This is a genomic window from Methylomonas sp. DH-1 (assembly GCF_046097555.1).
Lineage (GTDB): Bacteria > Pseudomonadota > Gammaproteobacteria > Methylococcales > Methylomonadaceae > Methylomonas > Methylomonas koyamae.
On record NZ_CP143089.1, the window covers coordinates 3,809,229 to 3,831,898 of the forward strand.

At 60.6% G+C, this 22,670-nt stretch carries 20 protein-coding genes; 19 read left to right on the forward strand and 1 reads right to left on the reverse strand.

Going from position 1 to position 22,670, the window contains the following annotated elements:
- The first annotated feature begins 247 nt into the window (after window positions 1–247).
- From VXJ35_RS17355 to VXJ35_RS17380, 6 genes are all read left to right on the forward strand, one after another.
- Complete coding sequence (locus tag VXJ35_RS17355) at window positions 248–589, forward strand: hypothetical protein (protein WP_157198215.1); 342 nt, start codon at window positions 248–250, stop codon at window positions 587–589.
- A gap of 402 nt (window positions 590–991) precedes the next feature.
- On the forward strand, window positions 992–3,523 hold the full coding sequence (locus VXJ35_RS17360) for a circularly permuted type 2 ATP-grasp protein (protein ID WP_064022525.1): 2,532 nt from the start codon (window positions 992–994) through the stop codon (window positions 3,521–3,523).
- A 9-nt stretch (window positions 3,524–3,532) separates the two neighbouring features.
- Window positions 3,533–4,414: a transglutaminase family protein gene (locus VXJ35_RS17365; protein WP_064022526.1), complete on the forward strand. Its 882-nt coding sequence runs from the start codon at window positions 3,533–3,535 to the stop codon at window positions 4,412–4,414.
- A 248-nt stretch (window positions 4,415–4,662) separates the two neighbouring features.
- Window positions 4,663–8,790 (forward strand): EAL domain-containing protein, encoded by a 4,128-nt coding sequence (locus VXJ35_RS17370; protein ID WP_064022527.1) that lies wholly within the window; start codon window positions 4,663–4,665, stop codon window positions 8,788–8,790.
- Between the two features lie 81 nt (window positions 8,791–8,871).
- Window positions 8,872–9,933, forward strand: a complete 1,062-nt coding sequence (locus VXJ35_RS17375) for a hypothetical protein (protein WP_064022528.1) — start codon at window positions 8,872–8,874, stop codon at window positions 9,931–9,933.
- 112 nt (window positions 9,934–10,045) lie between these two features.
- Window positions 10,046–10,669, forward strand: coding sequence for an inorganic pyrophosphatase (locus VXJ35_RS17380; protein WP_054763226.1), 624 nt, complete (start codon window positions 10,046–10,048; stop codon window positions 10,667–10,669).
- A gap of 31 nt (window positions 10,670–10,700) precedes the next feature.
- Here VXJ35_RS17380 and VXJ35_RS17385 read toward each other — a convergent pair whose 3' ends face one another.
- A complete protein-coding gene (locus VXJ35_RS17385) occupies window positions 10,701–11,033 on the reverse strand; it encodes a multidrug efflux SMR transporter (protein ID WP_064022529.1) in 333 nt (110 codons plus the stop codon).
- A 297-nt stretch (window positions 11,034–11,330) separates the two neighbouring features.
- Between VXJ35_RS17385 and VXJ35_RS17390 the strand changes: the two genes are divergently transcribed.
- The 13 genes from VXJ35_RS17390 (at window position 11,331) to VXJ35_RS17450 (ending at window position 22,654) form a co-directional block, all read left to right on the forward strand.
- Window positions 11,331–13,112, forward strand: coding sequence for an NAD(P)H-dependent oxidoreductase subunit E (locus tag VXJ35_RS17390; protein WP_064022530.1), 1,782 nt, complete (start codon window positions 11,331–11,333; stop codon window positions 13,110–13,112).
- A gap of 1 nt (window position 13,113) precedes the next feature.
- Complete coding sequence (locus VXJ35_RS17395) at window positions 13,114–13,830, forward strand: 2Fe-2S iron-sulfur cluster-binding protein (RefSeq protein ID WP_054763390.1); 717 nt, start codon at window positions 13,114–13,116, stop codon at window positions 13,828–13,830.
- Window positions 13,820–14,359, forward strand: a complete 540-nt coding sequence (locus VXJ35_RS17400) for an NADP oxidoreductase (protein WP_064022531.1) — start codon at window positions 13,820–13,822, stop codon at window positions 14,357–14,359. Before VXJ35_RS17395 ends, VXJ35_RS17400 begins: the two co-directional genes overlap by 11 nt.
- Before the next feature lie 12 nt (window positions 14,360–14,371).
- Window positions 14,372–15,877, forward strand: a complete 1,506-nt coding sequence (locus tag VXJ35_RS17405; protein WP_064022532.1) for a Ni/Fe hydrogenase subunit alpha — start codon at window positions 14,372–14,374, stop codon at window positions 15,875–15,877.
- Complete coding sequence (locus tag VXJ35_RS17410) at window positions 15,877–16,368, forward strand: hydrogenase maturation protease (protein ID WP_064022533.1); 492 nt, start codon at window positions 15,877–15,879, stop codon at window positions 16,366–16,368. The genes VXJ35_RS17405 and VXJ35_RS17410 overlap by 1 nt, the downstream gene beginning before the upstream one ends.
- A 409-nt stretch (window positions 16,369–16,777) precedes the next feature.
- Window positions 16,778–17,506, forward strand: coding sequence for a beta-ketoacyl synthase chain length factor (locus VXJ35_RS17415; protein ID WP_064022534.1), 729 nt, complete (start codon window positions 16,778–16,780; stop codon window positions 17,504–17,506).
- Window positions 17,491–18,279, forward strand: coding sequence for a 1-acyl-sn-glycerol-3-phosphate acyltransferase (locus VXJ35_RS17420; protein ID WP_064022535.1), 789 nt, complete (start codon window positions 17,491–17,493; stop codon window positions 18,277–18,279). The genes VXJ35_RS17415 and VXJ35_RS17420 overlap by 16 nt, the downstream gene beginning before the upstream one ends.
- A complete protein-coding gene (locus tag VXJ35_RS17425) occupies window positions 18,266–18,523 on the forward strand; it encodes a phosphopantetheine-binding protein (protein ID WP_054763392.1) in 258 nt (85 codons plus the stop codon). Before VXJ35_RS17420 ends, VXJ35_RS17425 begins: the two co-directional genes overlap by 14 nt.
- A 6-nt stretch (window positions 18,524–18,529) precedes the next feature.
- Entirely contained in the window at window positions 18,530–18,778 is a 249-nt protein-coding gene (locus VXJ35_RS17430) for an acyl carrier protein (RefSeq protein WP_054763393.1), read from the forward strand.
- A 1-nt stretch (window position 18,779) separates the two neighbouring features.
- Complete coding sequence (locus VXJ35_RS17435) at window positions 18,780–19,322, forward strand: hypothetical protein (protein ID WP_064022536.1); 543 nt, start codon at window positions 18,780–18,782, stop codon at window positions 19,320–19,322.
- 4 nt (window positions 19,323–19,326) lie between these two features.
- Window positions 19,327–21,006 (forward strand): AMP-binding protein, encoded by a 1,680-nt coding sequence (locus VXJ35_RS17440; protein WP_064022537.1) that lies wholly within the window; start codon window positions 19,327–19,329, stop codon window positions 21,004–21,006.
- Complete coding sequence (locus VXJ35_RS17445; protein WP_064022538.1) at window positions 21,003–21,737, forward strand: glycosyltransferase family 2 protein; 735 nt, start codon at window positions 21,003–21,005, stop codon at window positions 21,735–21,737. Before VXJ35_RS17440 ends, VXJ35_RS17445 begins: the two co-directional genes overlap by 4 nt.
- Entirely contained in the window at window positions 21,734–22,654 is a 921-nt protein-coding gene (locus VXJ35_RS17450) for a hypothetical protein (protein ID WP_064022539.1), read from the forward strand. Before VXJ35_RS17445 ends, VXJ35_RS17450 begins: the two co-directional genes overlap by 4 nt.
- Window positions 22,655–22,670: the final 16 nt, after the last annotated feature.

Below are 22,670 nucleotides of genomic sequence, written 5' to 3' on the forward strand. Positions count from 1 at the left end.
AATCCGGGCGCCGGCTGGCGCCCGCCGCTACCGCTCCGCCCAACCGAATATTTGCCCGCCCCGCACCCGGTCCAACCTGCAGTTAGCCCGGCTTGTCCGCCGCGCTGACGGCCGAAAAAAAATTTCCGAGAACCCCTACGCAAATCGAAAAATTTGCCTATACTTTTCCGTGCGTTACAGGCCGTTTTTTAAGCCTTTTACACTGTAGAACTCGTGATCCAGGCCCTCCGGGCTTGAGGAGAGTGTCATGAACACACTACCTGCTTCCCGCCCCGCCGGACTGTTGGCCGCCATCGTTCTGGCCGCAGCCTGCCCTCTCGCCGCCCACGCCGCCCCCAAATCGGCGCCGCCAGCGGAATCGCGCCCGGAATTGATTCTGAGCATGCCGTCGGACCGCTGGCTGGGCGAACAGCCGCAAAGCGGCCCGACATTGGCTGATAACCGCGAGCAAAACCTGATTGCCGCCGGCAAAAACCGCAAATCCAAGGTCGATGTCGCCTGCAATATGGATTTGAACGAAAATACCGTCGGCGGTACCCAGCTCAGCGAGCGCCTCGGCGGCAATTGCGAATTCGGTTACCGCTACTGAAACCGGAATAGCCGCACCCGGCGGCTGCCGCCGGGCCGTCCCGATCTTGAGCGTAGCGGTCCGGATTGGCGCAGCCTTGGCAAACCCACGCATCGCCGCTGCGGCCGCCGGCCGCGATGCCTATACCCCACCGCGCCGACATCTGCCGCTTATGGTGCGCCGCGCGCCAAAGCCGTGCAAACATCCGCCATTGCCGCCGACTCCCGCCCCGCTCGCTGCAACCGGCTTGCCCCGCTCCGGCCCCGCACAGCCAGCGGCTTCCTGCCCTGACCCCGTCCGCGAAATCCGTTCCGAAGCCGGCGCGCGGCACGGCTCTTGCTGGCGATTTTGGCGGTACCGGCCAGCACGCCGAGCAGGCTACTATCGATTGCGTAATTTGCGCTAAACCGGCAAACTCAAAACATGACCACTTTCAGCCTGCCAGAATCTTTCGCATCCGAATACCGCCTGGAGCCGGACGGCTACGACGAAATGCTGGACGAAACCGGCCGGATTCGCGCGCATTGGCTGCATCTAATGCAAGCTCTGATCCAGCTCGGCCCCGACGAAGTTTCCCAGCGCCACCGCGAAGCGCTGCGGCTGTTGCGGGAGAATGGCGTCACCTACAACGTCTACGGCGACCCGGACGGCGCCAGCCGGCCCTGGCGGCTGGACCCGGTGCCGCTGCTGGTCTCCAGCGACGAATGGTTCGACATCGAAGCCGGCCTGTTGCAACGCGCCGAATTGCTGAATCTAATCCTGGCCGACTTGTACGGCCCGCGGCAACTGGTCAAAAAAAATCTGTTGCCGCTGGAGCTAGTCTACAACCACGGCGGCTTCTTGCGGGTGTGCGATCAGGTACGCCTGGCCGGCCAGCACCAACTGATTTTGTACGCCGCCGATCTGGCGCGCGGCCCGGACCGGAAGATGTGGGTACTGGGCGACCGCACCCAAGCTCCGTCCGGCGCCGGCTACGCGCTGGAAAACCGGCTGGCGATGTCGCGGGTACTGCCCAGCCTGTTTCGCGACAACCAGGTACACCGGCTGGCGCGTTTCTTCCAATCGCTGCGCGCCGGCCTGAACGCGGTGGCGCCGAAGCGCAGCGAATTGCCGCGGGTCGTGGTATTGACGCCGGGGCCGTTGAACGAAACCTTTTTCGAACATGCCTATCTGGCCGCCTACCTGGGCTATGCGCTGGTGCAGGGCGACGACCTGACCGTACGCGACGGCTGCGTCTGGCTGAAATCCTTGACCGGCCTGCAGCGGGTGGACGTGATCCTGCGCCGGGTCGACGACAATTACTGCGATCCGCTGGAACTGCGCGAGGATTCCCGGTTGGGCGTGCCCGGATTATTGGACGTGGTCCGGCGCGGCAACGTCGCCATCGCCAACCCGTTGGGCAGCGGCGTGTTGGAAAACCCGGGCCTGATGGCCTTCCTGCCCGGTATCGCCGAATACTTCCTGGGCCAACCGTTGAAATTGAATTCGATTGCGACCTGGTGGTGCGGGCAAAGCCGCGAATTGAGCTACGTGTTGGCCAATCTGCCGCGGCTGGTGATCAAGCCGATTTACCGCAAACCCGGCGAGCACGCCGTGTTCGGCCATAAATTGAGCAAAGCCGAACTCGCGGCCTGGCGCCAGCGGATTCAGGCCCGGCCGGCCTTTTACGTCGGCCAGGAATACGAAAGCTTTTCCACCGCACCCAGCCTGGCCGACGGCGGCTACCAGCCGCGGCAGTCGTTATTGCGCTGTTTCATGGTGGCCAGAGCCGACGGCTATACCTTGATGCCGGGCGGCTTGACCCGCAGCGCCCGCAGCTACGGCGAAATGCTGATCACCAACCAAATGGGCAGCATCAGCAAGGATACCTGGGTCATCGCCAGCGAACCGCAGCTCGGCTCGCTACCGCAAGCCGGCGATAGCGGCCTCAGCGGCCACGCCAGCGCGCTGCCCAGCCGCGCCGCCGACAATATTTTCTGGGTCGGCCGCAACGCCGAACGCGCCGAAGGCGGCATTCGCCTGATGCGGGCCACGATCAAAAAATTATTCATCAACCCGGAACGCGACAATCCCGATTACCAACGCAGCATGCATACCCTGCTGCGCTGCGTGACCGGCACCACCGGCGCCTACCCCGGTTTCTTCGGCGAAGACGCCGAAGACTTGCTGAAGGCGCCGGAAGCCGAGTTGCTGGCCCTGGCCACCGACGCCGAGCGCATCGGCAGCCTGCCCGACACCATCAACCGCATGGCGCAGTCGGCCTATGCCGTGCGCGACCTGTGGTCGTCGGATACCTGGCGGGTGGTCGACGAAATCGAAGAGCAAATCGCCGCCGCGCAACGCCTGCGCAAATCCGGGCTCTGGTCGATGCAGGAACAAATGGACCAACTGGTCACCACCTTGTCCGCGTTCAGCGGGCTGGCAATGGAGAGCATGACCCGCGGCGACGGCTGGCTGTTTCTGGATATCGGCCGCCGCCTGGAACGCGGCCTGCAACTAGTATCGCTGTTGCGCACGGCCTTTGCGGAAGCGCAAAGCGAAGCCGCCGAAACCCGATTGATCGAATCCTTGCTGGACAGCAGCGACAATCTGATCTGCTACCGGCAACACTACCGCGCCAACCTGGAGCTGGCGCCTTTCCTGGAATTGCTGTTGCTAGACCCGAACAACCCGCGTTCGCTGGCCTACCAAATCGCCCGGCTGCAGGAGCACGTCGGCAAGTTGCCGCGCGAGGTGGGAACCCGGCGCATCAGCGCCGAGGAGCGGCTGTTGCTGGAAGCCAGTTGCATCCTGCACATCGCCAATATCGAAGAATTGCAGACTGTTGCCGAAGACGGCAGCCGCGAAGCGCTGGACAGCCAACTCGGCAAGATATACGGGCTGTTGGCCAACCTGTCGGAAACGTTGACGGCAACCTATTTCCGCCACGGCGCTGCGCCGCAATCGCTGTCTTGAGGGCTTGCCATGCGCTACCGGGTCACCCATACCACCGCTTACAACTACCAGCAAACGGTAGGCCTGTCCTACAACGAAGTGCGGATGCTGCCGCGGCCGAGTCCGAACCAACAGGTCATCGACACCAAATTGCAGATTTCGCCGGCGCCGTGCGACTACCGGGTACGCACCGATTTTTTCGGCAACCAGGTGGCCTGGTTTTCGATCCGCGAACCGCACTTGACCTTTCAAGTCACCGCGGTCAGCGAAGTTCGGGTCATCCGCCAACCGGCGCAAACGGACCTGGGCCACGGCATCGGCTGGGAAACGGCCAGGGAGATACTGCGTAGCGCCACCGGCGATTCGGCCGTCGACGCCCGCCAGTACACGCTGGATTCGCCGCTGGTCAATGCCGATCCCGACCTGGCAGCCTATGCGCAACCGTCGTTTGTGCCCGGCAGATCCCTGCCGGAAGCGATACACGACTTGATGCAGCGCATCCACCGCGATTTCACTTTCGATCCGGAATTCACCAATTTGGCTACGCCGCTGGCAACGGTGTTGGAGCACCGCCGCGGCGTCTGCCAGGATTTTGCCCATCTGGCCATCGGTTGCATCCGCTCGCAGGGGCTGGCGGCGCGTTACGTCAGCGGTTACATCGAAACGTTACCGCCGCCCGGCCAAGCCAAACTGGTCGGTGCCGACGCTTCCCACGCCTGGTTTTCGGTGTATTTGCCGGACCTGGGCTGGATGGACTTCGACCCGACCAACAACCAGACGCCCGGCGACCGGCATATCGTCGTCGCCTGGGGCCGCGATTACAGCGACGTCACGCCGTTGAAAGGCGTCATTTTCGGTGGCCAGGACCACGAATTGAGCGTCAGCGTCGAAGTGGAAAACCTCGGCCTCTAACTTAACCGCCACCGCCGCTGCCCGGACCCAGCGCGCAGCAAACCGCTCAAATCGTAGCGTTTCGATACATCTAGCTGGCACCGCCCGACTAACGTGCGCCCTGCCGGTCGCCGCGGCCGCCGATTTTCCTCCGGGACGCCCTGCAGATTTACCGCTGCGGCCGATGGCAAAACCTTGCGGTTTATGAGATAAACGACGGGCTTCGGCAATCCCGGCCTCGGCCTCTCGCTTTAACCCAAGGTAATTGTTTGCAACGTCTAACCCTCTCATTTAACGGCAATCTGGCCGCGGCAACCAGCCTGGCACTGGCGTACGCGCTGACGGCAAAACTGGCACTCGATTTTTTTACGCTCCACCGCGCGGTTGCCGTCATCTGGCCGGCCAGCGGCATTGCCTTGGGCGGTTTATTGCTGGGCGGCAAAAAATGGTGGCCCGCCGTCTTCGCCGGCTCACTGGCCGGCAATATTTGGGCCGGCTGCCCGGCACCGGCGGCATTTTTCATCGCCGGCGGCGCGACGCTATCGGCACTAGCCGGCCACGCTTTGTTGCGAAACCCTGCGGCGACCTGGTTGCAGACGCCGCAGGATTATTTACGGTTAGTGCTGTGCGGCGGTCTGGCCTCGGTCATCTCGGCCTTCTGCGGCGCTACCACACTACGGATTTTCGGGCTGGTTCCGCCCGCACAGTGGGCGGACAATTGGCTGAACTGGTGGTTGGCGGACGTGCTCGGCATCGCCATCGCCAGCCCGATCCTGCTACTGCGGCACTACCGGCCCGCCACGGGTTGGAGCGCATGGCGCTTAGGCCACGCCGCGGCTTATCTGGCCGCCGCCATTATGGCCGGCCACATTATTTTTCTGCATTGGCCGCTGCACCCCGGCGATTTCGGCAAAGCGTTCTACCTATTCGCCTTCATCGGTTACGGCGCGTTGAATTTCGGCCTGCCCGGCGTGTTGCCGTTGGTTGCGGCAATGGCGCTGCAAGCGGCATTCAGTGTCGCACTGGGCATCGGCTATTTCGCGGATACCGACCCGCATAGTGGCCTGTACCTGGAATGGTCGTACTTATTGATCACCGCCGTGCTGGGCATCCTGTTGGCTTTAGCCATCGAAAACCACCAACGCGCCGAGCGGGCCGCCAAATCGCTGGGCGAATTCAACCGGCAGATTCTGGAGTCGCTGCTGGAAGGCGTAATCGTCTACGACGAGTACGGCCGCTTCAAACTCTGGAACCGTTTCATGCAAGCCATGACCGGCATCACGGAAGCCGACTGCCTGGGCCGAATGCCGCTGGAAATATTCCCGTGGCTGGCGCGCACCGAGATTCCGGCCGGGATAACCCGCGCACTGCAAGGCGAAACCGTCCACCACGCACCGTTCCAGTCCACAGACGGCCGCTGGCTCAGTTCGGTGCAGACGCCGCTACGCGACGCGGACAATAACATTGTCGGCGTACTGGAATTGGTCAAGGACGAATCGTCCCAAATCCAGTTCGGCCAATCGCTGTCGGCCTCGGAAGCGCGTTTCAAAAGCATATTGGACAACACCCCGACCGTGATTTTCACCAAGGGGCGGGACGGCATTTACCAAATGGTCAACCGCCAATTCGCCGCTATCTTCGGGATGAACGAAGCCGATATCCGCGGCCGTTGCGACAACGATCTGTTCCCGGCCGACATCGCCCAGACTTTGCGCAACAACGACCGTATGGTGCAGCAAACCCGGCAGCCCTTGATATTCGAAGAAACAATCCAGCATCGCGACGGAACCGAACACATTTATCTGTCGCACAAGTTTCCGCTACTCAATCCCGAAGGCGACCTTTACGCAGTGTGCGGCATTTCTACCGACATCAGCGAACGCAAGGCCGCCGAGAAGTTGATCAAGGAAAGCGAACGCCGCTGGAAATTTGCGCTGGAAAGCGGCGGCGACGGCGTCTGGGATTGGGATCTGACCAGCGGCAAAGTGTTTTTGTCGCCGCGCTGCATGGAGATTCTGAACTTCAGCGAGCAGGACAGCCGCAACAATTTCCGCGAATGGGAAACCACGATCCATCCGGAAGACAGTCCGAAACTGATGGCCGATTTACAAACGCATCTGGACAATTTGAGCGAACGCTTCAGCAACGAGCACCGGGTCCGCTTCGGCGACGGTTGGCGCTGGATCCTGACCCGCGGTTTGGTCATCGAGCGCGACGCCAACGGCAAGGCGTTGCGCATGATCGGCACCCAGACCGATATCTCCGAACGCAAGCAATTGCAATGGCTGCAATTGGAAAAAATCGTCGTCGGCTCACCGGAACCGACACTGCTGGTCGCGGGCGACGGCTCCATCCTGCTTGCCAACCAACCGGCGGCGACGGTTTTCCGCTACACGCTCGATGGTTTGCTGGGCCGTAACGTCGACGATTTGGTGCCGTTTCCGGCCAGCCTGAACCATGCCGCGTTGCGCGAAAAATTCATGCGCGAAGTCAAAGCCCGGCCGATGAGCGCGAACAGCTTATTATCGGCACTGCGCGCGGACGGCAGCCAGTTTCCGGTCGAAATCAGCCTGAACCCGCTTGAGGTCAACAACCAGCGCGCCGTCTTAGTTTCGATACACGACATCAGCGAGCGCAAACGGCTGGAACGGGATATGCAGTTGATGGCAATGATCCACAAAGCCATCGGCGAAGCGGTGATGGTGGCCGACGCCGACAACCGGATTCTCGCGATCAACGACGCCTTCACCCAGCTAACCGGTTACACCGAAGAGGAAGTGGTCGGCAAATCCACCGATATTTTGAAATCCGGCCGCCACGGCCCGGATTTCTACCAGCATATGTGGCATTCGCTGCTGCAGACCGGCCACTGGCAAGGCGAAATCTGGAACAAACGCAAGAACGGCGAGATTTACCACGAATGGCTGGTGATCAACAGCATCTATAACGAACGCGGCGAACTGGAGCGGCGGGTAGCGATGTTCTCGGAAATCACCGAGCAAAAACACGTCGAACAAGCCATCTGGCGCCAGGCCAATTTCGATCCGCTGACCGATCTGGCCAACCGCCGCATGTTCCAGGACCGGCTGAACCAGGAAATCAAAAAAGCCGCGCGCGACCGCAACAGCCTGGCGGTGATGCTGCTGGACCTGGATCGGTTCAAGGAAGTCAACGACACCTTGGGCCACGACATGGGCGACGTACTGCTGAAGGAAGCCGCCAAACGCCTGCTCGACTGCGTCCGCGAAGTCGATACGGTGGCGCGCCTCGGCGGCGACGAGTTCACCATCATCCTCGGCGAACTGGAATCGGAATCCGATACCGACCGGGTGGCGCGAGCGATTCTGCATCGCCTCAGCGAACCGTTCCGCCTCGGCGAGGAATTGGCGTACGTCTCGGTCAGTATCGGCATCACCCTGTATCCGCAGGACGCTGCAACTCCCGAGCAATTGATGAAAAACGCCGACCAGGCCATGTACAACGCCAAGCAGCAGGGGCGCAACCGCTACAGCTACTTCACTGCCGAAATGGAACAAGTCGCGCAAAACCGGATGCGGCTGACCAACGATCTGCGCCAAGCCTTGGTCAACGGCGAATTCGAACTGAACTACCAACCGGTCGTGGACCTGGCCACCGGTTTCATGCACAAAGCCGAAGCGCTGTTGCGCTGGCGCCATCCCAAGCGCGGCATGGTCAGTCCGGCCGAGTTCATTCCGTTGGCCGAAGAAACCGGCCTGATCGTCGACATTGGCGACTGGGTGTTCCGCGTCGCCGCCCAACAAATTGCCCGCTGGCGCGCGAGCCATGCGCCGGATTTCAAAATCAGCGTCAACAAATCGCCGGTGCAATTCGCCCGCCACAACCGCGGCGACAGCCAGTGGCTGGCTTATATGCAATCGCTGGGGCTGGCCGGCCAGGCCATCGTCATCGAAATCACCGAGGGCCTGCTGCTGGATGCCGACCACGCGGTCCGCGACCATTTGTACGCTTACCGCGACGCCGGCGTACAGGTGGCGATCGATGACTTCGGCACCGGTTATTCGTCGCTGTCTTACCTTAAAAAATTCGACATCGATTATCTGAAAATCGACCAAAGTTTCGTGCGCAACCTGGATTCGGATACCAGCGACCTGATTCTGTGCGAAGCGATCATCGTGATGGCCCACAAACTGGGCCTGAAAGTGGTAGCCGAGGGCATCGAGACCCAAACACAAATGGAGCTGTTGCGCGCAGCCGGTTGCGATTTCGGCCAGGGCTACCTGTTTTCCAAACCGTTAGCGGCCGCAGAATTCGTGCACCTGTTCGGCACCAACCTGTTGGCCGGGCAAACAGCACCCGCCGCCCGCGCCGATTCCAGCATCGCCAAATTGTTCGGCGGCGAACAACGCCGCGATTGACGGTTGTCAAACTGCGGCCGATGGCCGACACTTAGCGCAGAAACGGGCGGCAACCCGGCGCCCGGCCGCAAAGGAGCTTACATGCCGATTATTCCGATCAAAACGCCAGTCGTTGCCGTAATGCTACTGGCCAGTTTTCTGGCTGCCGCACCGGCTGCGGCCCAGGATGCGCCGTCCCCGCAACAGGCCTTGCAGAGTTTCGGTATCGGCGCCGAACAGATCGTCCAGTTGCAACGCGGCGAAATCGTCGGTTACGACGTCAGCGAAACCAGCCAAAAAGAATTGGCGATAGGCGTGGCGATGCTATTGCCGGTGCCGTTGGCGCAGATTGCCGATTACATCAAAAAAGGCCATATGAATGCGATCGAAAGCGACATCGTAGCCAGCGCCACGCTCGGCCCGAACCCGAGCAGCGACAGCTTTAAAAAATTCGCCTACACCGACAAACAACTCGACGAAGCCAAAGCCTTTCTGGCCGCCGAAGCCGGCGACGAATTCAATCTTTCCAACGCCGAATTGGCCAGCTTGAAAAGCCTGCAAGCAGAACTGGAAGACGCCGACGACAAGACGCTGTTGAAAACGGCAAACCAGAAGTACCGCGAATTCTTGCTACAGCGTTTGTCGGCGTACAAGAAAAACGGCCTGAACGGCATCGCCCCATACGCCCGCGATGGCGGCAGCGCCGATCCGGCCGCCGAATTGCGCACCGATGCGGTCAACAGCAAGGCCTGGGCCCGTTATTTTCCGGAACTGCAACAAGCCTGGCTGAACTATCCGGCCGCGTTGCCTGGCAACGCATCCGAGCAATTCATCTGGTTGAACCGCCGGGTCGAAGACCGGCCGACGCCGATTTTGAACCATCGCGTCATCGCCGTTGGCGAAACCGGCGGTATTGTCATCTCCCGCCAGTTTTACGTCGGCCATTCCTATAACTCCAGCCAGGTCGTCGCCGGCGGCCTGCCCTACCAAGACGGTACCCTGGTGTTTTATTCGATCCGCAGTTCCACCGACCAGGTGGCCGGGATCGGCAGCAGCCTGAAACATTCGATCGGCCGCGAGCAAATGAAAAAGGAGATGGTCAAACGCCTGCAGCGGCTGAATAAAGATTTGAAGCGCAAACCGGCCACCGTCGCCGCCGAATAAGCCGGCCGGGCCAGGTTTATCGGCAACCCGCACCAACATTCGCCGGCTGCGCATTCTCCCTATCCGGGTGAATCTGCCCGGCGATCCGTTTCCCCCTAGCCACAAAACCCTGATGAACATTAAACACAAAGCACACCCCTGGCACGGCATCCATCCCGGCGACAATGCGCCGGACATCGTCACAGCCTTCATCGAAATCGTGCCGTCGGACACGGTCAAATATGAGATCGACAAGGAAAGCGGTTATCTGAAGATCGACCGGCCGCAGAAGTTTTCCAACATGATTCCGACGCTATACGGCTTCATTCCGCGCAGTTATTGTGCGGAACGGATTGCCGAATTTGCCGCCAGCCGTTCCGGCCGCGAAGTGACCAAGGGCGACGGCGACCCGCTGGATATTTGCGTATTGAGCGAACGTAGCGTGACCCACGGCGACATTTTGCTGCAGGCGATTCCGATCGGCGGCTTCCGGCTGCTGGACGGCGGCGAGGCCGACGACAAGATCATCGCCGTGATGAAAGGCGACGAGTTTTACCGGCAATGGCGCGACGTGTCGGACTGTCCGGAGTCCTACATCAACCGGCTGAAACATTATTTTCTGACCTACAAACATTTGCCCAGCGAAAAGAACGTCTGCGAAATCACCCACGTCTACAACCGCGAAGAAGCCCATGAAGTGATCAAGCGAGCCATAGCCGATTACCAATACCACTTCGGCTGTCAGGACGACGAATAAACCGGGCTCGGCTCGGCCAGCAATGGAGGGTTTACAGGCTGGCAGCCTTGGAAAACACCCGGATCACGACCACGCCGGACACGATCAGAAACATGCCGGCCAGCGCCGGAATATCCAACCGCTGGCCGAACAACAGCCAACCCAGCGACGCAATCAAAACGATGCCGACGCCGGCCCAGACCGCGTAGACGATACCGATCGGGATAGAGCGCAAGGCCAGCGATAGGCAGAAAAAAGACACCGCGTAGCCGGCCACCACGATCAGCGCCGGCCAAAACCGGGTAAAGCCGTCGCTGGCTTTCAGCGCCGAAGTCGCCACCACCTCGCTGCCGATCGCCACGGCTAATAACAACCACGGATTCATATACACCTACCTGTTTATGGAACGTCCCCGACATTATTAGCCCGAATTGGCTGGCCCGGTCAACGCCGAACAGGTCGGCATGGCGCGCAGCAATACGGAAGACAAAGGCCGCAGCAGTTCCAAACCGACATATAGTCTATTGCCGAATTCGCTGGTTTATTAATGGCGCCGATTTCGATAAATTGTCCGTCGGGCCAACCTGGGTTGGCACCCGCTTGCCGCGACGCCGGACTCGGCCTTGATCTGGCAAACCCGTTTCGCACGCGATGGCCGTTAACAGGAAGTAAAAAACTGACAATGAAAACTTTTGTAGACAAGGTTCTAGCGCAGGCCGAATTTCAGCCGGCGCGATTGCTGGAAGTTTTACGCGCGGTGCAAGCCGAATTCCGCCACATTCCGGAGCCGGCCATCGAGTCGATCGCCGCCGGCTTGCAAATTCCGCGTACGCAGATCATCGCGGTGGCCGAGTTTTACAGCTTCCTGCATCTGGAGCCGCAAGGCCGCTACGAACTGTACATCGCCGATTCGATCACCGATCGCATGCTTGGCAACCAGCAAGTACTCGACGCACTATCCGCGCGACTGCAGGTCGTGGTCGGCGGCGTGCGCAGCGACGGTCTGGTCAGTCTGAACCGCACGGCCTGTACCGGCATGTGCGACCAGGGGCCGGCCGGCTTGGTAAACGGCTACCCGCTGCCGCGCCTGAGCCCGGCCAAAATCGATGCACTGGCAGAGCTGATCGAAAAACAAGTCCCGCTAAACGCGTGGCCAGCCGAAATGTTTCGCGTCGAAGAACCGATTTACCGGCCGGACCTACTGCTAAACCAACCCTTCGCAAACGGCGCGGCGATCCAAGCCAGTTTCGCGCGCGGCCTCACCGAAACCCTGGCCGAATTGGATACTTCCCATTTGCGCGGCCGCGGCGGCGCCGGATTTAAAACCGCATTGAAGTGGCGCAGTTGCTCGCAGCAAGCGGCCACGCCGCGCTACGTGATTTGCAATGCCGACGAGGGCGAGCCGGGCACCTTTAAAGACCGCATGCTGCTCGACCTTTACGCCGATCAGATTTTCGAAGGCATGACGGTCTGCGCCGCGATCATCGGCTCCAACCACGGCCTGGTTTACCTGCGGGCGGAATACCTGTTCCTACGCGACAAACTGCTGGCAGTGCTGCAGGCCCGGCGCGAGCAAGGCTTGCTCGGCAAGGCAATCCTGGGCCGGGAGGGTTTCGATTTCGACATCGAAATCCGCATGGGCGCCGGCGCTTACATCTGCGGCGAGGCTTCGGCGCAAATCGAGTCGCTGGAAGGCAAGCCTGGCATCCCGCGCACCAAGCCGCCCAATTCGGTGGTCTGCGGCTACCAGCGCAAACCCACCGTGGTCGACAATGTGGAAACCTTTTTCGCCGCCACCCATATCGCCATTCAAGGCGGCCAGTGGTTCGCTGCGGTCGGTACGCCGCAATCGACCGGCACCAAGTTGCTCAGCATCAGCGGCGACTGCCAGCGGCCGGGCATTTACGAATACCCGTTCGGCACGCCGGTCCGCAGCATTCTGCAAGAGTGCGGCGCCGAGGACGTGATGGGCGTGCAAGTCGGCGGCCCGTCCGGCACCTTTATCTCGAACCGGGAACTGGATCGGGTGGTGGCGTTCGAAGACCTGTCCACGGCTGGTTCGTTCATGGTGTTCAACCGTTCGCGCAACCTTTTCGCCATCGCTCAAAACTTTACCGATTTTTTCGCTCACGAGAGCTGCGGCTTCTGTACGCCGTGCCGAGTCGGCACTTCGTTGCTGAAAAACCAGTTGGCTAAAATTGCCGACGGCCTCGGCGCCGCCGAAGACCTGACAGAACTCAGCGCGTTGTGCGAGGTCGTTAAAAACAATAGCCACTGCGGCTTGGGCGAATCGGCCGCCAATCCGATATTGACCACGTTGCTCAGCTATCCGGAGCTGTATTTACAACAACTGCAATACCAAGAGTTCGCGCCGGCTTTCGATCTGGATGCAACCTTGGCGGCGGCCCGCCGCCTGGCTCAGCGCGAGGACCCGGCGGCGCATTTGAATCAAGTGGAGAACTGACATGAGCGGCACCCTGACCATAGACGGCAAGACCATTCCGTTCGCGGCAGGCCAGAGCGTGATCGAAGCCGCGCGTTGCGCCGGCATCTACATCCCTCACCTGTGCCACAAGCCGGGCTACGCGCCGCACGGCAGTTGCAAACTGTGTACGGTGTTCGTCAACGGCCGGAAAACTTCGGCCTGCACCTATCCGGCCGCAGCCGACCAAAACGTGGTCAGCGACACCCCTGAGTTGCAACAGGACCGGCTGCGCCTGACCCAGATGCTGTTCGTCGAAGGCAACCATTTCTGCCCGTCCTGCGAAAAATCCGGCAATTGCCAACTGCAAGGCGTGGCCTACCACCTGCGGATGCTGGACAATCATTACCCGCATTTCTACCCGCAACGGCAAGTGGATGCCTCGCATCCGGACATTTTGCTGGACCATAACCGCTGCATTTTCTGCAACTTGTGCGTGCGGGCCAGCCGCGATCACGACGGCAAAAACGTGTTCGCCATCGCCGGGCGCGGCATCAACAAACGGCTGATCGTCAATTCGGCCAGCGGCCAGCTCAAAGACAGCGACATCAGCATTGACGACCAGGCGACCCAGGTTTGCCCGACCGGGGCGATTCTGGTCAAACGCACCGGCTACCAAGTACCGATCGGCGAGCGCTGGTACGACCGGCAGCCGATCAGCGAACTGGCGCTGGGCAAGGAAGACAGCCATGAGCGCTAAAATCAAAATCGCCACCACCTCGCTGGCCGGCTGCTTCGGTTGCCATATGTCGTTTCTGGATATCGACGAGCGGATTACCGAGTTGGCGGAGGTGGTCGAATTCGACCGCTCGCCGCTGACCGACATCGAACATTGCGGGCCGTGCGACATCGGCCTGATCGAAGGCGGCGTTTGCAATTCGGAAAACGTGCATGTGCTGCGCGAATTCCGCAAAAACTGCAAAACCCTGGTCGCGGTCGGCGCCTGCGCCATCAACGGCGGGCTACCCGCCTTAAGAAACTTCGTTTCGGTCGAAGAATGTTTGCTGGAGGCCTACCGCGACGGTATCGGCATCGACAATCCGCAAATCCCCAGCGATCCGGAGTTGCCGTTGTTGCTGGACAAAGTGCATCCGATCCACGAAATCGTCAAAGTCGATTACTTTATGCCCGGCTGCCCGCCGTCGGCCGACGTGTTCTGGACCTTCCTGAGCGCGCTGATCGCAGGCCGCGAACCAAAATTGCCCTACGAACTGGTGCATTACGACTGATAAGGACCCCTTATGTACGAACATCTGGAAACCGCCGCCAATCCCGCCGGCCTGAAGCGGGTCGTCGTCGATCCGGTATCCCGGGTCGAAGGCCACGGTAAAGTCACCTTGTTGCTGGATGCCGAGAACCGCATCCACCAAGCCCGGCTGCACATCGTCGAGTTTCGCGGCTTCGAAAAATTCATCCAGGGCCGGCCCTATTGGGAGTTGCCGGTGCTGGTGCAACGCTTGTGCGGGATTTGTCCGGTCAGCCACCACCTAGCGGCGGCCAAGGCCATCGACCAACTGGTCGGCATCGATCCGGCCGATTTGCCGCCGGCCGCCGACAAATTACGCCGCCTGCTGCACTTCGGCCAGGTACTGCAATCGCATGCGCTGCATTTTTTTTATCTATCCAGCCCGGACTTGCTGTTCGGTTTCGATAGCGAAATCGGCAAGCGCAGCGTTGTCGCCGTGCTGGCCGACTATCCCGATATCGGCCTGCAGGGCGTCAAGTTGCGCAAATACGGCCAGGAAGTGATCCGGATGGTATCCGGCAAGCGGGTGCACGGCACCGGCGCGATTCCGGGCGGCATGAACAAGGTACTAAGCCGCGAAGAGCGCAATTATCTGTTGCAGGACATCGGTCAGATCGTCGACTGGGCGCAGGCCGCGGTGGCCTTGATCAAGCAGGTGCATGGCGCCGACCGGGCCTTCAACGACGCCTTCGCCACAATCCGCAGCAATTACCTGAGCCTGGTTAAAGCCGACGGCGCGCTGGAGCTTTACCACGGCGGCATTCGCGCCAAAAATGCCGACGGCGCGACGCTGTTCGACCATTACGATTATTGCGCCTACCCGGAATTGATCCGCGAGGAAGTCCGTTCCTGGACTTACATGAAATTCCCCTACCTGACCGCATTGGGCAAGGCCGACGGCTGGTACCGGGTCGGGCCGCTGGCCAGAATCAACAACTGCGACTTCATCGACACGCCGTTGGCCGAAGCGGCGCGGGTCGAATTCAAACAACATCTGGCCGACCAGGGGTTGGTACACAGCACGCTGGCATTCCACTGGGCGCGCATGATCGAACTGCTGCACTGTGCCGAGAGCATTCAAGCCTTGCTGCACGACCCGGATTTGCTCAGTGGCGAACTGGTGGCCCAAGGCAGTAAGCGTTACGAAGGCATTGGCGTCATCGAAGCGCCGCGCGGCACCTTGTTCCACCATTACCAAATCGACGACAACGACATCGTCACCAAAGCCAATCTGATCGTTTCCACCACCAGCAACAACACCGGCATGAACGAATCGGTGCGCCAGGTCGCCGCCGAATACCTGTCGGGCCGGGAATTGACCGAACCGCTGCTGAACCAGTTGGAAGTGGCGATCCGCGCTTACGATCCCTGCCTGTCCTGCGCCACGCATGCGGTCGGCAAGATGCCGCTGCAGGTGGAATTGGTCGATGCCGCCGGCCAGGTCGTCGATCGCTTGACTCGGCACGGCAACGGCGAATTCGCCCGCGGCAACGCCGATTGATGGCGGTCGCGCCGATATTGTTGCTGGCCTGCGGCAATCCCAGCCGGGGCGACGACGCCTTGGGTCCGCTATTGCTCGACGCGCTAGCGGACCAGATCGATCCGCAAACCGTTGAATGCATCGTGGACTTTCAACTGCACATCGAACACACGCTGGACCTTAAAGACCGGCAATGTGTCATTTTTGCCGATGCGTCGGTGTGCGACGTAACGTTCGAATTCACCCGGCTGACGCCGGCTGCGGCCCTCAGCCATACCAGCCACGCCCTGAGCCCGGCCGCGCTGCTGGGCGTATACCGCTCGCTCCACGGCGAGCCGCCGCCAGCTTACCTGCTCGGCATCGGCGGCCGCAGTTTCGAACTGGGCGCAGCGTTGAGCCCGGCGGCCCAAACCAATTTGGCCGCCGCTACCCGCTTTGCGCAGGCACTGTTACAAGGCACGCCGGCCGATATCGCCGCTTCCGCCGCAGCCGCGGCCCGCATGCCGGACTGAAGTGGCCCCAGTCGTTTGAACAGTAGAATCCAAAATTAACGTGAAATCCTTGCTGTTGGTTAGGCTGCCTTTGTAACCGATTGGCCGTAAGTCGTAATACGCCTGATGCGGCCAGAACTTTGCGATTGACCCAATCGGCTACAGCAGTCAGGTACGCAAAGCCTTTACCGATCGGAATATAGGTCGCGTCCAGTGTCCACACCTGACTAGCCCGGTCAACGGTGATACCGAACAGCAAATAAGGATAAATCCCGTGCCCTGGCATTTTCTTACCGGTATTGGGCTGGCAATACACCGCGTCGATGTCCATACCTTGCATCAAGGCGTTCACCTTTTATTTCGATCCCGCGCTTCCGCTATAATTGGCGCCCCGCCGCTACGGCGCCAGCGTCTAACCGTCTTCCGCACTATGGCCCACCCTTTCATTCTTCGCCGTTGGAGCGCCTGGGCGCCGGGCTTGCTGGACCAGACCGACTGGCAATCCCCGGCAGCCGGCCGGCGGCCGACGGAAGATCAGGCGCCGCCTGCGCTGCAATACACGCCTAAGCCGCTGCAACGTCGGCTCAGCCCGCTGGCGCGGGCGGCGTTTTTCGTCATCGAGCAATGCCTGGCGCCCGGCGAACGGCTTGCTGCCGTGTTCAGTTCGTCGCACGGCGAGATCGGCAGTTGCCTGGACATGCTGCAAGACTTGCAGCACGGCGAGGAATTGTCGCCGACCGCATTCAGTTTGTCGGTGCACAATGCCATTGCCGGCCTGTATTCGATCGCCTACGCCAACCAACTGGAAATCAATTGCCTGGCACCGGCCGCCGCCGGGCTTGGCCCCGGCTTTATCGAAGCCCTGGGCTTGTTGCACTCCGGCCATGACGACGTGTTGTTGGTGTTTTACGATACAGTGCTGCCGAATTTTTTTCCGACACCCGGTTACGCCAGTTCATTAGCCTACCCTTGTGCGGCGGCATTGCGGCTGGCGCTGGACGGGCCGGGGCTGGCGTTGGCGTTTGCGCCGGCAGACTCGACTCGTCAGGACGGCGAGCAGCCGCTACAATTGCCGGCCTTTATCGAATTCCTGGCCGGCGACCGAAGCCATTTGGATTTGGGCAACGGCGGCCGCGGGTGGCAATGGCGAAAACTCTGATTCACAACATCGACTACCTTTGGCGGCTAACCGCAACCGCAATCAGTTTCGCCTGTTTCGGCATCGGCGGCGTGCTGTTGTGGCTGGTGGTGTTCCCGTTGCTGGCGCTGGCGCCCGGCGACCGCCGCCGAAAAGCCTGTCGGGCGCAAACCATGGTCCATCTGAGTTTCTACGCCTTCATCGGCTTGATGCACAGGCTGGGCGTGATGAGTTACCAAATCTGCGGCGGCGAAAAACTGAACCGCCCCGGCCAACTGGTCGTCGCCAACCATCCGACGCTGGTGGACGTGGTGTTTCTGCTCAGCCGCATCGAACAAGCCAGTTGCATCGTCAAGGCCAGCCTGTGGCGCAATCCGGCCATGCGCGGTTCGATCCTGAATGCCGGCTACATCAGCAACGCCGACTCGGCAACCATGATAGAAGATTGCGCAGCCTGGCTGAACGGCGGCGGCGGCCTGATCGTATTCCCGGAAGGCACCCGCACGGTGCCGGGCCAAGCCTACCGCTTCCAGCGCGGCGCCGCGGCGATTGCTCTGGCCGCCGACTGCGTGCTGACGCCGGTGACGTTGACCTGCACCCCCAGCACGCTGACCAAGAACCTAGCCTGGTACCGCATCCCGCCGCGGCGGTTTCATTTGCGGATGGAGGTCGGCGACGACATCGATCTTGCCCCTTACCGGCAAATGCAACCGCATTCGATTGCGGTGCGCCGGTTAACCCAGTCTTTATTGGATTACTTTACCGAACAACGCCTACGCTATGAGCAACACTGAATCTGAATTAAAGCGCCTGATCGTCGATACCCTGGCTTTGGAAGACGTCGCTCCCGACGACATCGACAGCTCGGCACCGCTGTTTAACGCCGGACTGGGGCTGGATTCCATCGATGCACTGGAATTGGGCGTAGCGATACGCAAGCAATACCGGGTTAAAATCGACGCCGAGCAGGATGACGTGGCGCAGATCTTTGCATCGGTGGCGGCTCTGGCTCAATTTATCGATTCCGCGCGCAGTTAATACCTTATGAAAAATCGTGAACAAATTTTGGCCGCCATCCAAGACATCATGGTGGAGATGTTCGAAATGGACCCGGCCAGCATCAAGCCGGAAGCCCGGCTTTACGAAGACCTGGATTTCGATAGCATTGATGCGGTCGATATGATTGTGCGCCTGAAAGAGTTGACCGGAAAAATGGTAAAACCCGAGGACTTTAAAACCGCGCGCAGCATCGGCGACGTCGTGGAGGCCGTGTACCGCCTGATGCAGGACTGACATGGCGCGGGGTTTGAATGCGCTGATCGGCCTGTTAACCGCTTTGTATCCGGCGGCAGTGTATTTCGGTTTGCAGTACCTGCAACCCCGTTTGATCGCACTAATCCTGGCCGCATTGCTGCTGTTGCGCTTGGCCTTGCTGCGCACGGATTGGAGCAAACCGTTATTGTTGGCCGGCGTGGCCTACGCCGGCTTTGCGGTCTGGAGCAACCAGGCCATTGCCTTGCGTTTTTATCCGGCTTTGGTCAATGCGGCGATGCTCACCATTTTCGCCGCCAGCCTGTTTTATCCGCCCACCATCGTCGAACGCCTGGCACGGCTGCAGCAACCCGATTTGCCGGCGCAAGGCGTGTTGTATACCCGGCGCGTGACCCAGATTTGGTGCGGTTTTTTTGTCGTCAACGGCGCTATCGCCGCCGCCACTGCGCTGTGGAGCAGTTTCCAGGTCTGGAGCCTGTACAACGGCCTGATCGCATATCTGCTGATGGGATTGCTGTTTGTCGGCGAGTATTGGCTCCGGCAACGCGTGATGAAGCCGGAATAAAGCCGTGACCGACCTCGCCGATTTACTCAACGCCGAGCGAAGCGGCGCAGTGGCCCGCCACGGCGGCCGCGATTACGGCTTCGCCGAATTTCGGGCAACTGTCGGCCATTGGTGCGAATTATTGGCCGACCAAGCCGAGACCCGATACGCGCTGTTCTGCCACGACGCCTACCCGTTTGCCGTGTTGTTGTTCGCTTTATGGCACTGCGGCAAACAAGTCACGCTGGCCGCCAACAACCGCCCCGGCACCGCACAGCAGTTGCGACAAGCCGGCTGCCGCTTGATCGGCGATTGGGAGGCCGGATTCGATTACCGGTTGGAGCAAAATCTAAACTTCCGGCAGGCATTTTCGCGTTTGCAAACGCAGCCAGTCCGGCTGGAGATTTTTACGTCAGGTTCGACCGGCGCGGCAAAATCGATAGTCAAAAACCTGAGCCAATTGCAAGCCGAAGTCGATACGCTGGAAAAGTTGTGGGGCAAGACGTTGGCCGACAGCCGGATTCTGGCGACCGTCAGCCAGCAACATATTTACGGCCTGTTGTTCCGGGTGTTATGGCCGCTGGCGGCCGGCCGTTGTTTCCACAGCCAAACCGCGCTCGACGCCGAACATCTGGTTGCGCAAGCCGGCGCCGGCCCGGCCTGCTGGGTTGCCAGTCCGGCCCATTTGAAGCGGCTGGATGCTGCTGCGCCATGGGCCGGTCTGGCCGGACTTTCCGCGATTTTCAGCTCCGGCGGCCCGCTGGCAGCCGATGCCGCCGCGCACATTGCCCAAGGCTGCGGCCAAGCGCCGTGGGAAATCTACGGCAGCAGCGAGACCGGCGGCATCGGCTGGCGCCGGCACCCCGAGCCGCTTTGGCGCCCGTTCGCCGGGTTGAGTCTATCGATAGCCGACGACAAAGCTTATCTGAACTCACCTTACTTGCCCGACGACAAACCGATGGCGTTGGACGACGATCTGGCATTGGCGGCCGACGGCCGGTTTAGCTTGCACGGCCGCCGCGACCGCATCGTCAAGATCGAAGAAAAACGCCTGTCGCTGAACGAGTTGGAAATACGGTTAACCGCCACCCCATGGCTGAGCGAGGTCCACGCCCTGACTTTGAGCGGCAGCCGCGATCTGTTGGGCGTATGCGCGGTGTTGTCGGAAGCCGGCAAAACCGCAATGGCCGAACGCGGCCGCAAAGCCTTGATCGGTCATTTGCGGGAGGCTTTGCAGCCCTGGTTCGAAGCGGTACTAATCCCGCGCAAATGGTTGTTTCTGTCCGCCTTGCCGACCACGGCGCAAGCCAAGCTCGACCGCCTGTTGCTGCAAACCTTGATGCGCAGCGGCGACGCCCGGCTGCCGCTGCTGCAAACGGCGGAATTGGCAGCCGAGCGCGCGGAACTCGGTTTGAAAGTACCGCAGCAGCTTATTTATTTTGCCGACCATTTCCCCGGTTATCCGATTCTGCCCGGCGTGGTGCAGATCGGCTGGGCCGATTATTTCGGCAAGCTACTATTTGCCATCGATGCGCCATTCAACCGGTTGGAGACGGTCAAATTCGTCAAACCGATCCGCCCGGACTACGAGTTGCAATTAACGCTGGATTGGCGTAGCGGCAGCAACAAACTGAATTTCCGCTTCAGCCAAGCCGAGCAAGTCTACAGTTCCGGACGTCTGGTCTACGCGGCGAGCGCAGCGTGAAACCCTGTTTGCTGATACCGGTTTATAACCACGAGCGCGCCATCGTGCCGTTGCTGGCGCAATTGCAAGCCTTCGGTTTGCCCTGCATTCTGGTGGACGACGGTAGCAGCCCGGCCTGCCGGCAAGTCCTAAGCGACTGCGCCGCCCGGCACAGTAGCTGGGTGTCGCTGCTACGGCGGCCGGCCAACGGCGGCAAGGGCGCAGCAGTGGTCGACGGTTTTCGCTGGGCAATCGGCCAAGGCTACAGCCACGCGCTGCAAATCGATGCCGACGGCCAGCATCGAGTCGACGACATTCCCAAGTTTTTGCAATTAGGCCGCCAGAACCCGGAAAAGATGATACTGGGAGCGCCGCAATACCAGGCCGACGCACCGAAAAGCCGGGTCCATGGCCGAAAAATCACCAACTTCTGGGTTACGGTCAATACCTTGTCGCGGGCGATAGGCGACGGCATGTGCGGATTCCGCCTGTACCCGTTGGCAGCGGTCGCGCAATTGCTGGCCGGCAGCCGGCTCGCCCCCGGCATGGCATTCGACATCGACATTGCGGTAAGGCTTTACTGGCAGGGGTTGGACGCGGTCAATCTGCTAACGCCGGTGCGCTATCCGCTGGACGGGGTTTCACATTTCGATCTATGGCGCGACAACGTCAAGATTTCGGCGACCCACGCCCGCCTGTTCTGCGGCATGCTGCCGCGCATTCCCCGCCTGCTGGCTCGGCATTGGCGATGACCGGCCAACGCCACTGGTCGCAAATGCAGGACTGGAGCCTGGACTGGGGCATGCGTCTGCTGTTTGCGGTATATCGGTTGTGCGGGCGGCGGATGCTGCAAGTATTTCTCTATCCGGTCGTAAGCTATTACTGGCTGGCAAACGCCGAGGCCAGGCGCGCCAGCCGCGATTATCTGGCCAGATTGGCAGCGTTCGAGCCCGATCTAAAGTTATCGGCCAGCCTGTTCCATAGCTACCGCCATTTTCTAAATTTCGCCAACGCCATCATCGACAAGCTGGCCGCCTGGTCGGGCTTGATCGATATAAACGATGTCGAATTCGCGGGCCGGGAACAACTGTTGGCCGACCTCGGCGCCGGCCGCGGCGCCTTATTGCTGGCCAGCCACCTGGGCAATCCGGAAGTCTGCCGGGTTATGGCCGACCGCGACGCAGCGGTGAAGATTACGGTATTGGTGCATACCAAGCACGCCGCAAAATTCAATCGCCTGCTCCGCCGTTACAATCCGGGCAGTGCGATGAATTTGCTGCAAGTCACCGAAATCAATGCCGCCACGGCCATGTTGTTGGCGGAAAAGATCGAGCAAGGCGAACTGGTCGTGATTGCCGCCGACCGCACGCCGGTCAACGGCGGCCGTACGCTGAGCGTCGATTTCCTGGGCGCAGCGGCGAAACTACCGATCGGGCCGTTCGTGTTGGCCGGCCTGCTGAAATGCCCGGTCTATTACCTGTTTTGTATAAAACAGGATAACCGGCACCGCATCGTATTCGAGCGAGCCGGCGATGCGCTGAGTTGGCGGCGCGAGCAGCGGGATGCTGCCGTCCGGCAAGCCGCCTGCCGCTATGCCCAACGTTTACAGACGCATACGGTTAGTGCGCCGCTGCAGTGGTTCAATTTTTACGATTTCTGGCAAACATAAAAAAGCCGCCATTCTT